15 protein-coding genes are annotated in these 13487 nt (G+C 64.5%); 5 read left to right on the top strand and 10 right to left on the bottom strand.

Annotation, left to right across the window (positions count from 1 at the left end; all coding sequences use genetic code 11):
- Nucleotides 1–288: 288 nt before the first annotated feature.
- The gene (locus ACSHT2_RS23385) at nt 289–933 is read right to left on the bottom strand and encodes a response regulator transcription factor (protein WP_124161277.1); all 645 of its coding nucleotides are present in this window, start codon (nt 931–933) and stop codon (nt 289–291) included.
- A gap of 86 nt (nt 934–1019) precedes the next feature.
- Between ACSHT2_RS23385 and ACSHT2_RS23380 the strand changes: the two genes are divergently transcribed.
- Nucleotides 1020–2351 carry a histidine kinase gene (locus ACSHT2_RS23380; RefSeq protein ID WP_440636803.1) on the top strand — a complete coding sequence of 444 codons (1332 nt, stop codon included), beginning with the start codon at nt 1020–1022 and terminating at the stop codon, nt 2349–2351.
- A 10-nt stretch (nt 2352–2361) separates the two neighbouring features.
- Here the strand turns inward: ACSHT2_RS23380 and ACSHT2_RS23375 are convergent, their stop codons facing one another.
- From ACSHT2_RS23375 to coxB, 9 genes are all read right to left on the bottom strand, one after another.
- A complete protein-coding gene (locus ACSHT2_RS23375; protein WP_440636801.1) occupies nt 2362–2727 on the bottom strand; it encodes a YybH family protein in 366 nt (121 codons plus the stop codon).
- Between the two features lie 117 nt (nt 2728–2844).
- On the bottom strand, nt 2845–3597 hold the full coding sequence (locus ACSHT2_RS23370; protein ID WP_440636799.1) for an SURF1 family protein: 753 nt from the start codon (nt 3595–3597) through the stop codon (nt 2845–2847).
- Complete coding sequence (locus tag ACSHT2_RS23365; RefSeq protein WP_440636797.1) at nt 3594–3995, bottom strand: DUF983 domain-containing protein; 402 nt, start codon at nt 3993–3995, stop codon at nt 3594–3596. The genes ACSHT2_RS23370 and ACSHT2_RS23365 overlap by 4 nt, the downstream gene beginning before the upstream one ends.
- Before the next feature lie 96 nt (nt 3996–4091).
- The gene (locus tag ACSHT2_RS23360) at nt 4092–4988 is read right to left on the bottom strand and encodes a cytochrome c oxidase subunit 3 (protein ID WP_319337807.1); all 897 of its coding nucleotides are present in this window, start codon (nt 4986–4988) and stop codon (nt 4092–4094) included.
- Between the two features lie 77 nt (nt 4989–5065).
- The gene (locus ACSHT2_RS23355; protein WP_440636795.1) at nt 5066–5710 is read right to left on the bottom strand and encodes a cytochrome c oxidase assembly protein; all 645 of its coding nucleotides are present in this window, start codon (nt 5708–5710) and stop codon (nt 5066–5068) included.
- 5 nt (nt 5711–5715) lie between these two features.
- On the bottom strand, nt 5716–5880 hold the full coding sequence (locus ACSHT2_RS23350; RefSeq protein WP_212457868.1) for a CoxF protein: 165 nt from the start codon (nt 5878–5880) through the stop codon (nt 5716–5718).
- A gap of 7 nt (nt 5881–5887) precedes the next feature.
- A complete protein-coding gene (locus ACSHT2_RS23345) occupies nt 5888–6832 on the bottom strand; it encodes a heme o synthase (protein WP_440636793.1) in 945 nt (314 codons plus the stop codon).
- A gap of 61 nt (nt 6833–6893) precedes the next feature.
- A complete protein-coding gene (gene ctaD, locus ACSHT2_RS23340) occupies nt 6894–8519 on the bottom strand; it encodes a cytochrome c oxidase subunit I (protein WP_440636791.1) in 1626 nt (541 codons plus the stop codon).
- A gap of 86 nt (nt 8520–8605) precedes the next feature.
- Nucleotides 8606–9460 (bottom strand): cytochrome c oxidase subunit II, encoded by an 855-nt coding sequence (coxB, locus tag ACSHT2_RS23335; protein ID WP_440636789.1) that lies wholly within the window; start codon nt 9458–9460, stop codon nt 8606–8608.
- 460 nt (nt 9461–9920) lie between these two features.
- Between coxB and ACSHT2_RS23330 the strand changes: the two genes are divergently transcribed.
- From ACSHT2_RS23330 to ACSHT2_RS23315, 4 genes are all read left to right on the top strand, one after another.
- Nucleotides 9921–10454 carry an invasion associated locus B family protein gene (locus ACSHT2_RS23330; protein ID WP_319337796.1) on the top strand — a complete coding sequence of 178 codons (534 nt, stop codon included), beginning with the start codon at nt 9921–9923 and terminating at the stop codon, nt 10452–10454.
- A 118-nt stretch (nt 10455–10572) separates the two neighbouring features.
- A complete protein-coding gene (gene tldD / locus ACSHT2_RS23325; RefSeq protein WP_440636787.1) occupies nt 10573–12000 on the top strand; it encodes a metalloprotease TldD in 1428 nt (475 codons plus the stop codon).
- Nucleotides 11997–12776, top strand: coding sequence for a signal peptidase I (gene lepB / locus ACSHT2_RS23320; protein WP_440636785.1), 780 nt, complete (start codon nt 11997–11999; stop codon nt 12774–12776). Before tldD ends, lepB begins: the two co-directional genes overlap by 4 nt.
- A gap of 48 nt (nt 12777–12824) precedes the next feature.
- Complete coding sequence (locus ACSHT2_RS23315; protein ID WP_440636783.1) at nt 12825–13391, top strand: nucleotidyltransferase family protein; 567 nt, start codon at nt 12825–12827, stop codon at nt 13389–13391.
- Nucleotides 13392–13487 lie beyond the last annotated feature (96 nt).

Raw genomic sequence — 13487 nt, 5'->3', positions numbered from 1 at the left:
GTCGCCTGTCACGAAATCGTCAAGGGCCAAAACCGTGCCGGCCGAAGAATGTTCCTATTTTTCCCGCCACGCTTCGAGCGCCGACTGAAACCGTACAGCCGGGGGTCTATTCCAAATGCGACTTTTTCCCGAAAGATTGTCCGCTGCAGGAACGAATACAGCCTCGGCCCATTGTGTCCGCGGATGGGTGTCAGCCCGTTGTCCATGCATTGCCCGGCCAACGGCGGCGTCGATCCGTCGACCGAACCGCTGCATCCTGGAGCAGCCGGTTCGGTCTCTGGCAGAAGGTCAGTTCATCCCGATTTCCACTGCGATCCGGATCAGGTCGGAGTGGTTCTTGGCGCCCAGCTTCTGCTTGAGCAGGGATGTGGTGTTGGCCACGGTTTTGTAAGAGATACCGAGCGCCTCGGCGACCTCGACGATCTTGTCGCCGCGTCCAAGCAGGCGGAGGATTTCGAGTTCCCGCGGCGTCATTTGCGAGGCCGGATTGGCTTTGATCGCCGCACCGGAGAACGTCACGGCTTCCGCAAGCTGCGGCGAGATGAAATTGTCGCCCGCGACCACCTTGCGCACCGCTTTGAGCAGCATCCGGGGATCGTCGCCCTTGGAGACATAGCCCTGCGCTCCAAGCTCGACTGCCCGCACCACAAAGGCCGGATCGTCGTTCATGCTGAACATGATGATCTTGGCGTCGGGATCGTCCTTGCGGATGCGTCGCATCAGCTCGAAGCCGGAGACATCGGGCAGGCTGATGTCGATCACGGTGACGTCGGGCCGCTTGCTGACATAGGCGCGATGCCCGGATTTGGCGTCGCTCGCCTCGTCAATGCGAATTGAATGGTCGGATGCGAACAGGGTGCGGCAACCGGACAACACCACGGGATGGTCGTCGACGATCAGGACCCTGGTCGCCAGCTTGGCGGTATCTTGCATCGCGCACTCTCTTGTTTTCCGACTCATAGACCGGCGGGAACAAATGGAAAGAGTAAATCCCGCCGATGCGCGTTAGAATTGGCCTAATGTGGCAACGACTTTCGTTCAGGACGCAACTGTTTCTTCCGCTCGGCGCCAGCTTTCTGGCAGCGCTGATCCTGGCGGGCGCGCTGCTCCAGATATTCGCAACGGGCCAATTGGCGGCGGAGAACGAGCCGAGACGGCGTTCGACAGAGGCCATCGCCGCCGCGCTCAACCACACCCTGCGCACATCGGACAATCCACGGCAGACGCTCGAGGCCTTTGTCCATTCTTTGGACACCTCCTCCGATATCCAATTCCGCGCGCTGGATGCAGGTCCCGCGCCGTCGCCGAAGGACGGCCTGCACAAGCCGCATGGCGTGCCGCAATGGTTCATCGACCTTCTCGCCATCCCCGACATGGATGCGGCATCCCCGGTGACGATCGACGGCAGACGCATCGGCGATATCGTATTCCTGCAGGATATGTCGGCTGATCTGTTCGAGAAATGGATCGGCTTTCTCGCGCTCACCAGCCTGGTCGCCGTGCTGATGGTTCTTACCGGCACGATCGCCTATGTCTTGGCGGGATCGGTCTTGCGACCCCTGCGAGATCTCGGCCAAGGTCTCACGCGAATAAGACGGGGCGATTACGCCAGGCCGATTCCGGTCGGGGGTCCGCCGGAAATCCGGCAAGGCTGCGAAGAGGCGAATGCGCTGGCCGCAACGCTGGCGCAACTGAGCCAGGACAATCGCGATCTGCTGCACCGCCTGGTGTCGCTCCAGGACGACGAGCGGCGCGATCTCGCCCGCGAATTGCACGACGAACTCGGACCGCTGCTGTTCAGCATCCGAGCCGGCACGATCGCGCTGGTCGAGGCTGCGCCGCCAGTAGGACATTTCGGCAGTTCGGTACAGGACCTGCTGCAATCGGTCGAGGCGCTCCAGCAGACCAATCGCCGTATCCTCGATCGGCTGCGGCCGCTCTATATCGAGGAGCTGGGCCTATCGACCAGCGTGCAGACGCTGCTCCGGACCTTTCGCAATCAGGCACCGCATATCATCCTGACGGACACGATCGACGCCGATCTGAACATGATCGGCGGGCCGTTGGCCCAAACCGTGTATCGGCTGATCCAGGAGGCACTGACCAACGTGCTGCGCCATGCCAACGCCAGCAGCGCTCATGTACGGGCGACCGTCGCCAGCGAGACGCTCGCCATCGAGATCTCCGATGACGGCGGCGGCTTTCCTGCGGGCAACGTCTTCGGCCGGGGCTTGACCGGCATGCATGAGCGCGTGCGCGCGCTCAGCGGATCGCTGTCCCTGTTGCGCGTGGATGAGCGAACTTACGTCCGCTGCCGTCTTCCTGTCGACACGACGCGGGACGCGCCATGATCAGGCGAGACTAGCATACGCAGCCATCATGCGCGTTCTGGAGTGCGGGCTCGCATACCGTGCTGCGGATCTTGCCTTCCGGGCTGAAGCGAAACGAGGCCTGAATGCGCAGCGCGCCGGCGACGGAATATTCGAGATCGACGCCGTGGGGCGCCGGATGGATTTCCTCCAGCCCGAAACCTACCGACAAGAAGGCGCTGAGCCGCGGCTGCCAATAGGCTTCGAGTTCGCCCCGTCCCTGATATCGCTGCGTGCCGTTGCACGTGCATTCGAGCTGGGCGTCGTCGGCATAGAGATCGAGCAGCGCCGTGAGGTCGCCCTTCCGGCAGGCGTCCACCCAATCGACGATAATTCCCATCTGGTCGAAATCGCTCACGCCGCAATCCTGTCTGCCGCGGAAAGTACCAGCGGCTTAGGACCACACTCGTGAATATGCGCTGAATAATAAACTCCGGGCGATACCGGGTTCCCTTCGAGATTGTTCCGGATAGGCTCAGCTCTGCCGCCGGCCTCTTGCCCACACGGCGAAGGCGATCAGAACGGCGCCTGCAAGCGTGAACCAGGTCATGGCATATTGCAGGTGATCGTCCTTCAGATTCACGTCGAGCGGCCCCGGACGCGGAACGCCATTCGCAGGCGAGGGATGTTCGAGATCGACATAGAAGGGCGCAACCGCGCCCCAGCCGAGCGCGCTTGCGATTTCCAGATGATCGCGCACGAACCAGAGCCGCTTGTCGCGATTCTCCGCCGGTGTCAGCCAGCCTGGCGCCTCGGGAAAGCGCAGATAGCCGGTGAGCGCCACCGGCTGGCCCGTGACGAGCTTCTTCACCGCGCGATCCTCGACACCGCGATCCTGCATCGTGTTCTCGACGAACCCCGCATCGATCACGACCTGCTCGCCCGTGGGTAGTCGCGCCGGCAGGAACGCCCAGGTGCCCGGGCCGGAAGCGTCCTTGCGCACCGCGGAGCCGGAGGAATAGACCATCGCATCGGGCAGGGCTGCGTAGGTGGCGGTGAAGCTGACGCGGCGGAATTCATCGCGAGCAGGATTCAGCGCGGTCCACACCGCCGGCGGCGGCAGTGCGACGGGCGCCGCCGCAAGCCGCTCGGTGAGCGCCGCTATCAGCTCGTGCTTGGCGGTCCGGCGCTGCAGCTGCCAGACACCGAGCGCGACGAACGCGGCCGTCAGGAACAGCGTGAACAGCGCGAAGCCGCCCACGCGGGCCTTGCGCGCAGGCTCGTTCATTTCTCGCGATCGATCAACCGGCCCGGCGCCGCCTTGTGATGGAACTGCAGCGCAATCAGCAGCGATTTCATCGCACGCAGCGGCAGCAGCGTGGTGGCGAGGATCAGCGGCAGCCAGAGCGCCGCATGCAGCCAGAACGGCGGCTGGTACTTGACCTCGACGACGAGCGCGCAGCCGACCACGATGGCGCCGGCGAGCATGATGATGAAGATCGCCGGACCGTCGCCGCTATCGATGAAGGCGTAGTCGAGGCCGCAACGGTCGCACGCGGGCGCGAGCGTCAGGAAGCCCGCATAAAGCTTGCCCTGGCCGCAGCGCGGGCATTTGCAGGCAAGCCCGCGCATCGCGCTTTGCAGGACGGTGGTTTCGGACTGGGATGTGCCGGCGGTGTCGTTCATGATGGCGGACCCTATCACAGTTTCCGCCGAACTTTCGGCGGCCGGCAAGCGAAAGGGCGGCCCTGCGGCCGCCCTTTCTGATCGGTTCGATGCAACTTAGTGCGCGGCGTGGGCCATGGTCTCGGCGCCGCGTCCCCAGACGTAAATGCAGAGGAACAGGAACAGCCAGACCACGTCGACGAAGTGCCAGTACCAAGCGGCGAATTCGAAGCCGAGATGCTGCTTCGGCGTGAAATGGCCGGCATAGGCGCGGAACAGGCAGACCAGCAGGAAGATGGTGCCGACCAACACGTGGAAGCCGTGGAAGCCGGTCGCCATGAAGAACGTCGCGCCGTAGACATTGCCGGCGAAGGAGAACGCCGCGTGGCTGTACTCATAGGCCTGCACGCAGGTGAACGCCGCACCGAGCACGACGGTGAGGATCAGGCCGTATTTCAGGCCCTGGCGGTCGTTCTCGAGCAGCGCATGGTGCGCCCAGGTCACGGTGGTGCCGGAGGTGAGCAGAATCAGCGTGTTCAGGAGCGGCAGATGCCAGGGATCGAAAGTCTCGATGCCCTTCGGCGGCCAGGTGCCGGGGACCGAGCAGGCGCCGGGCTGGGTGCCGAGGCCGCAGCCGAACACCGCGTCGCGGGTGGCATGGACGGCATCGGCCGGAAACAGCGCGGCATTGAAATAGGCCCAGAACCAGGCGACGAAGAACATCACCTCGGAGGCGATGAACAGGATCATGCCGTAACGGTGATGCAGCTGCACGACACGGGTGTGGTCGCCCTTGTACTGAGCTTCCTTGATCACGTCGCCCCACCAGCTCGCCATGGTGTAGAGCACACCCACGGTGCCGACGCCGAACACGATCGGCGCGGCAGAGAACATGTGGTGCATCCAGGCGATCGCGCCGACCGCCATGATGAAGGCCGAGAGCGAGCCGACGGCCGGCCAGGGAGAGGGATCGACCAGGTGATAGTCGTGATGCTTGGTGTGCGCCGTAGCCATTCCGTCTCTCTCCTCAATCCCGTGCCTGTCAGGCACTTATCCCCTTGTTTCCAACCGCCTGAGCGTGAGCCCGGCGGTCAAAGATTTCCCTTGCGTTTGTCGTCCCCGCTGGCGGCGAGCGGCTTCACCACCGGATCGCGCACCGGATAGAACGTGTAGGACAGCGTGATCGTGCTCAACCTGTCATTCTCGTGGTCACTGGCGATCGACGGATCGACGTAGAACACGACCGGCATCTCGCGCTTCTCGCCGGGCGCCATGGTCTGCTCGGTGAAGCAGAAGCAGTTGATCTTCTGGAAATAGGAGCCGACCGTCAGCGGCGCGACGTTGTAGGCGGCCTGGCCCGCAGTGGTGCGCGCGGCCTGATTGGTCACGGTATAGAAGACGGTCACGACCTGGCCGATATTGACCTCGATCTCGCTCTGCTCCGGCTCGAACTTCCAGGGCAGGCCGGCCGCGACGTTGGAATCGAAGCGCACCGAGATCTTCCGCGCGATCGGGCCGCTGGCCGGCGCAGAGGTCGCGACCTGCGTCGTGCCGTTGAATCCGGTGGCGCGGCAGAACCAGTTGTAGAACGGCACCGCTGCGTAGGAAGCACCGACCATCAGCGCGACCACGCCGCCGCAGATCGAGGCGACCAGCGCGTCGCGGCCAAGGCCATCGAGACGGCCCTTGGTGGCCGTCCGGCTCTGATCCCGCGATATGGTCGGCTCGTGATCCATGTTTCCTACATCGGCCGCACTAGCACCGCCGGTCCCTTGACCATGGTGACGGCGAAGAACAGCAGCACGAGCACGCCGAGCGCGAGCGCGATTGCGATCGAACGCTGACGACGGCTCTTCTTCTGCGCCTCGGTGAGGACGATTCCATCTGGCTCAGGTTTGTCAGCCATTCCTGCCTCATGCGCCCCCAACCATCGGAGCAAGCGCCCGGTACACGACCTCGGCCAGCAGGGTCGCGAACAGCGCGAACAGATACAGGATCGAGAAGGCAAACAGCTTGCGAGTCGCGCGCAGCGACTGGCTGCGTTCGCGGCGCATATAGACGTTGATCGCGAGCACCAGCATACCGGCGCCGAGGATCAGCGAGACGATGCCGTAGACGGCATCGAAATAGCCGAGCGCCCAGGGCGCCGCGGCGACCGCGATCAACACGATGGTGTAGAGCAGGATCTGGAGACGGGTCGCGTCGGGCCCGGCGACGTTGGGCAGCATCGGAACGCCGGCGCGCGCGTAGTCGTCGGAGCGGAACAGCGCCAGCGCCCAGAAATGCGGCGGGGTCCAGAAGAAGATGATGGCGAACAGCAGCAGCGGCTCGACGTCGACCGTGCCCGTTACCGCAGCCCAGGCCACCACCGGCGGCAGCGCGCCGGCGGCGCCGCCGATCACGATGTTCTGCGCGGTCCAGCGCTTCAGGCCCATCGTATAGATCACGACGTAGAAGAAGATGGTGAAGGCAAGCAGCGCGCCGGCGATCCAGTTGACGAGGATGCCGAGGGTCATCACCGAGAAGAAAGCGAGCGTCATGCCGAACGCCATGGCTTCGGGACGGGTGATGCGGCCGCGCGGGAGCGGCCGGTTCGCCGTGCGCGACATCTTGGAGTCGATATCGCCTTCGAGCGCCATGTTGAGCGCCCCGGAGGCGCCGGCACCGACCGCGATGCAGAGCAGCGAGGTGATCGCCAGCACGGGGTGGAAATGCCCGGGCGCCATCGCCATCCCGACCAGCGCGGTGAAGATGACCAGCGACATCACCCGGGGCTTGAGCAGCGCGAGATAGTCGCCAACCTCCGCTTCGGAGATGCGGGGATTGATGTCGATGGCGTTCTGGTCGAGGACGGACACTTAGATCTACTCACTTCGTTATAGCGCCGCGGCGCCCGTCACGGGCGCCGCGGAAGATTGCTTACTGCACGCGGGGCAGCACTTCGAACTGGTGGAAGGGCGGCGGCGAGGACAGCGTCCACTCCAGCGTGGTCGCGCCGGCACCCCAGGGGTTGTTGCCGGCCGGCACCTTGCGGGCGAAGGCGTCGATCACGCAGTAGAGGAAGATCAGCACGCCGAAGCCGGAGATGTAGGAGCCGATCGAAGAGACCAGGTTCCAGCCGGCGAAGGCATCGGGATAATCGACGTAGCGGCGCGGCATGCCCGACAGGCCGAGGAAGTGCTGCGGGAAAAACACCATGTTGACGCCGACGAAGGTGACCCAGAAGTGCGCCTTGGCCAAAGTCTCGTTGTACATGTAACCCGACATCTTCGGGAACCAGTAGTACCAGCCGGCGAAGATCGCGAACACCGCACCGAGCGACAGCACGTAGTGGAAGTGCGCGACGACGTAATAGGTGTCCTGCAGCACGCGATCGACGCCCGCGTTCGCCAGCACGACACCGGTGACGCCGCCGATCGTGAACAGGAAGATGAAGCCCACCGCCCAGATCATCGGGGCGCGGAATTCGATCGAGCCGCCCCACATGGTGGCCACCCAGGAGAAGATCTTCACGCCGGTCGGAACCGCGATGACCATCGTGGCCGCGACGAAGTAGGCCTGCGTCGCCGAGGACATGCCGACCGTGTACATGTGATGCGCCCACACCACGAAGCCGATGCCGCCGATCGCGACCATGGCGTAGGCCATGCCGAGATAGCCGAACACGGGCTTGCGCGAGAAGGTCGAGACGATCTGGCTGATCATGCCGAAGCCGGGCAGGATCAGGATGTACACCTCGGGGTGACCGAAGAACCAGAACAGATGCTGGAACAGCACGGGGTCGCCGCCGCCGTCGGGTGCGAAGAACGTCGTGCCGAAATTGCGGTCGGTGAGCAGCATGGTGATCGCACCGGCGAGCACCGGCAGCGACAACAGCAGCAGGAACACCGTCACCAGGATCGACCACACGAACAGCGGCATCTTGTGCAGGGTCATGCCGGGCGCGCGCATGTTGAAGATGGTGGTGATGAAGTTGATGGCACCGAGGATCGACGAGGCGCCCGCCAGATGCAGCGACAGGATCGCGAAGTCGACGGCCGGGCCCGGATGGCCGGAGCTCGACAGCGGCACGTACATGGTCCAGCCGGCGCCGACGCCGTTGGCGCCCGGCTCGCCCTCGACGAAGGTCGACATCAGGAGCAGCGCGAAGGACGCCGGCAGCAGCCAGAACGAGATGTTGTTCATGCGCGGGAACGCCATGTCGGGCGCGCCGATCATCAGCGGCACGAACCAGTTGCCGAAGCCGCCGATCATCGCGGGCATGACCATGAAGAAGATCATGATCAGGCCGTGGGAGGTCACGAACACATTGTAGGTGTGCGTCTCGTGGAAGACCTGCACGCCCGGGTACATCAGCTCGGCACGGATCGCGATCGACATCACGGCACCGATGACACCGGCGATGACCGCGAAGATCAGGTACATCGTGCCGATGTCCTTGTGGTTGGTCGAGTAGACGTAGCGGCGCCATCCGGTCGGATGGGCGTGCTCGTCATGTCCGTGGTCTTGGGCGTGATCGCCGTGTGCCGCTGCGCTCGTTGCCATTTTCAAATCCTGCCTTGCGTCCCGTTCGGACCTTGGGAGGTCCCGCCCTTTTATCGCTTTCAGTCCCTCAAGCCGTCACCCGACGCTTACTGCGTCGGGCCGGCCGCGGAGGCGTAGGTGCTGGTGCCGCCGCTCGCATATTTCTTCTTCGCCGTCTCGACCCAGGAGGCGAACTCCTGGTCGCTCACCACGCGCACGGCGATCGGCATGAAAGCGTGATCCTTGCCGCACAGTTCCGAGCACTGACCGTAGTACATGCCCGTCTTGGTGGCCTTGAACCAGGTCTCGTTCAGGCGGCCCGGAATGGCGTCGATCTTGATGCCGAAAGCCGGCACCGCGAAGGCGTGGATGACGTCGGCGCCGGTGGTCTGGACGCGAATCACCTTGTTGACCGGCACCACCATCTCGTTGTCGACGCCGAGCAGGCGGGGCTGCTTGTCCTGCGCCATCAGCGAATCGAACTCGAACTTGCCGTTGTCGGGATAGGCATAGGACCAGTACCACTGCTTGCCGGTCGCCTTGATGGTCAGATCCGCCTTCGGCACGTCGAGCTCCAGGAACAGAAGCCGGAAGGACGGCACCGAGATGCCGACCAGGATCAGCACCGGAACGAGCGTCCAGGCCACCTCGATCAGCGTGTTGTGAGTGGTCCGCGACGGCACCGGATTGGCCTTCGCGTTGAACTTGATGACCACGATCACGAGCAGCGCCAGGACGAACAGCGTGATCAGGGTGATCAGCACGAACAGGAAATTGTGGAACCAGATGATGTTGTCCATCACCGGGGAACCGGACTGCTGGAGCGTCCACTCCCACGCCGCCGGTTGCCCAAGCTCGGCGAATGCCGCACCACCCGTCGCCAGCGTGATGCCAGCCGCCGCCAAGGCGATGGTGGCCAATCCCAGCAATTGCCGGCCCACCCGACCCATCGACATCCTCATGCCGTTCGCGCTCCCCTTACGAAATCACCCCAAGTGCATTCCCCTGTTTCCGGGAAACGCTTATTCGACCCGCCAGTCCGACAAACCGCCACGCAAGAATACCTCTAAGAGGAATTGGGGCCAGATCGCTAGAACGCGAAATCAAGCCTCTCAAACCATAATTCTTGATCTATCGCAATGCAGTCTTGAGCTCGGTCTGTCAGCCATCACCGGCAAGATATTTCCTAGAAACATCAAACAAAAATACCGTTTCCCGGGATGCCGCGGCTTGACAGCGGAATTGCCCGCGGTAGGCACTGGCGGATGGCCGCGCAGGAGCCTGATTCGCGCGGACGGCTGCGGCGCGAGGCGGCGCGGAATTTGCTTGGGAATCGCCTTCAAGACGCCGTCATTCCCGTATCACTCCGCCGGATTAGTCCGCCACGCGCGAGCGACCCAGGCGAGCAGAGGGACCGACCCGATGGGGCTTTCGAGATCGATGGCAAAGCCGGCTAACGGCCTTCCGGCGCTGGCCGCCCTCCTGGCTGCAATCGTCCTCCTGGTACTCCCCGGCCTCGCCCATGCGCAGGGCGCGGTCCGCTCCGTCCATGGCGACTGGCAGATCCGCTGCGACACCCCGCCCGGCGCCCAGACCGAGCAATGTGCCCTGATCCAGAGCGTGGTGGCGGAAGACCGCTCCAATGCCGGCCTGACCGTGATCGTGCTCAAGACCGCCGACCAGAAGAGCCGCTTGATGCGCGTGGTCGCCCCGCTCGGGGTCCTCCTGCCCTCCGGCCTGGGCCTCAAGCTGGACAACCAGGACGTCGGCCGCGCCGGGTTTGTCAGATGCCTGCCCAACGGCTGCGTGGCGGAAGTGGTGATGGACGACAAGCTGCTCGGCCAGCTCCGCAGCGCCAAGACCGCTACCTTCATCATCTTCGAGACCCCCGAAGAAGGCATTGGCTTCCCGCTTAGCCTGAACGGGCTCGGCGAGGGCTACGACAAGCTGCCGTAGCGGCGGATGGGGCGCCGGTGAGCGATCCTATTGTTTCCGTAATGTGAGGCTTGGCGCCCTCGCGGAACCGGTCCGAAACCATTATCTTGCCTCACAGCCCCCGATAATGGACGGACGCATGACCAACCCTGCAACAACCTCCCTGCTCGACCGTGCCAATCTCGACCGCGACCAGGTTCGCAACGAGGTCGCGCGCGGGCTTTCGGGCGCCGACGACGGCGAATTGTTTCTGGAGTACAGCCAGACCGAAGCGCTGATGTTCGACAATGGGCGGCTGAAGCAGGCGACCTACGACACCTCGCAGGGGTTCGGCCTGCGCGCCGTCAAGGACGACGCGGTCGGCTACGCCCATTCCTCCGACGTGTCGCTGCCGGCGCTGATTCGCGCGGCGGACGCGGTCGCAGCCGTGCGCGGCGGCTATTCGGGCAGCTTCGCGGCACCGCCCCCGCACACCAATGTGCGGCTCTATGGCGATGACAATCCGCTTGATGCGCCCGGCTTCGAGACCAAGGTCAAGCTGCTCGCCGAGATCGACGCTTACCTGCGCGACAAGGATCCGCGGGTGCGGCAGGTCAGCGTCAGCCTTGGCGCGACCTGGCAGGTCGTCGAGATCCTGCGGCCCGATGGCGAAAGCTATCGCGACATCCGTCCGCTGGTACGCGTGAACATTTCCGTCGTCGCCGGCCAGGGTGACCGCCAGGAGAGCGGCAGCAAGGGCTATGGCGGCCGCGCCGGCTACGCCGAATTCATCGAGACCAGGTCCTGGCGCGAGGCCGCCGACGGCGCACTGCGCGAGGCACTGGTCAATCTGGAATCAATTCCGGCACCGGCCGGCGAGATGGACGTCGTGCTGGGCGCCGGCTGGCCCGGCGTGATGCTGCATGAAGCGGTCGGCCATGGCCTGGAGGGCGACTTCAACCGCAAGAAGACGTCGGCGTTTGCGGGACTGATGGGCCAGCAGGTCGCGGCCAAGGGCGTCACCGTCGTCGACGATGGCACCATTGCCTCGCGGCGCGGCTCGCTGTCGATCGACGACGAGGGCACGCCGACCAACCGCACCGTGCTGATCGAGGACGGCATCCTCGTCGGCTACATGCAGGATCGCCAGAACGCACGCCTCATGAACATGAAGCCGACCGGCAACGGCCGCCGCCAGGGCTATGCCCATGTGCCGATGCCGCGCATGACCAACACCTACATGCTGGCGGGCGACCGCGATCCGGCCGAGATCCTCGCCTCGGTCAAGAACGGCGTCTTCGCAGCGAATTTCGGCGGCGGCCAGGTCGACATCACCTCGGGCAAGTACGTGTTCCAGTGCACCGAGGCCTACAAGATCGAGAATGGCAAGCTGGGAGCGCCGCTGAAGGGCGCCATGCTGATCGGCAACGGGCCGACCGACCTGCATCGCATCCGCATGGTCGGCAACGACCTTGCGCTCGATACCGGCATCGGGACCTGCGGCAAGAACGGTCAGGGCGTGCCGGTCGGTGTCGGCCAGCCGTCGCTGCTGATGGAACGCATCACGGTGGGTGGAACCGGCGCATGAGCGTGGAAGACAAAGTGACTGTCACCCCCAAGCGGAAAAGCAGCGGCTGGGGTAGCCAACTCGTGCAGCTCGCCGGCATCGTCGCCGCGGTCTTCATCGCCAAGGGCGCGCTCGCCGAGCCGTTCTACGTGCCGTCGGGCTCGATGGAGCCGACGCTGCTGATCGGCGATGCGCTGCTCGCCTCGAAATTCCCCTATGGCTACGGCACCTCGTCGCTGCCGATTCAGATCAGCCTGCCCGAGAGCGGCCGGGTGTTCGCGGAGACGCCAAAGCTCGGCGACGTCGTCGTGTTCCGCTGGCCCGGCGACCGCTCGCAGGCCTGGGTCAAACGCGTCGTGGGGCTGCCCGGCGATCGCATCCAGATGCGGCAGGGCCAGCTCTTCATCAACGACCGTCCGGCCGAGCTGAAGCCCGACGGCGTCGGCGCCGCCGAGGACGACCGTGGCGGCAGCGAGCCTGCCTATCGCTATGTCGAGACGCTGCCGAACGGCGTCTCGCATCTGATCTTCAAGATGCGCGACAACGGTCCGCTCGACAACACGCCCGAAGTGACGGTGCCGGCCGGGCATCTCTTCGTGCTCGGAGACAATCGCGACAATTCCGCCGACAGCCGCGTGCCGCTGCGCGCCGGCGGCGTCGGCCTGTTGCCGATCGACAATCTGATCGGCCGTGCCGATGCCGTGCTCGGCTCCTGGGATCTCGGCATGCGCGGCCAGCCGGTGTGGACCTGGCTGTCCGGGTTCAGGCTGACCCGGTTCTTCACCGCCGTGCATTGACGACGAACACCTGCATCTTTCCTGCCAGCGAGAGCGGGAGCAGCAGCGATGACCCGCGACGAATTTGTCGCTTCTGTTCTGCGGAATCACATCAACGCCGCGATCATCGACGAACTCCGTCGTCTCGCGCTGTCTGACGGCTGGCTGGTCGCCGGCTGCCTGGCGCAGACGGCGTGGAACGTGCTCACGGGCCGCCCGGTCGATCATGGCATCGCCGATTACGACGTGTTCTATTTCGATCCCGACACCTCGTGGGAAGCGGAAGATTTGGTCATCCGCAGGCTGCAAGCGGGGCTCGCGCATCTCGGCGCCAGGATCGAGATCCGCAACCAGGCGCGCGTGCATTTGTGGTATCCCGGCAAACACGGCCTGCCCTATCCACCGTTGACCCGCGCGACGGACGGCATCGACCGCTTCCTGACGAAGAATACGCAGCTGGGTATCCGGCGCCCCGGCGGGGAATTCCAAGTCTATGCGCCGCACGGGTTCGACGACATCGCGAAGTTGATCGTGCGGCCGAACAGGGCGCCGAATTTTTCCGCGGCCAATTACGAGGCGAAGGCTGCGCGATGGAAGGCGCTGTGGCCGGAGCTCACGGTGATGGCGGCGGAGTGAGCAAGACTCTCGTGTCCCGGACAAGGCGTCGCGACGCGGCGCAGAGCCGGGAGCCATCGTGCAAAGATTGCGGGGCCGCAATGGGCCCCCGGTTCA

This window comes from Bradyrhizobium sp. PUT101, assembly GCF_052043945.1.
In the GTDB taxonomy this organism is placed as follows: domain Bacteria; phylum Pseudomonadota; class Alphaproteobacteria; order Rhizobiales; family Xanthobacteraceae; genus Bradyrhizobium.
The sequence above is the reverse complement of the archived record's forward strand: the minus strand, read 5'-3'. Positions and strand labels throughout refer to the sequence as shown.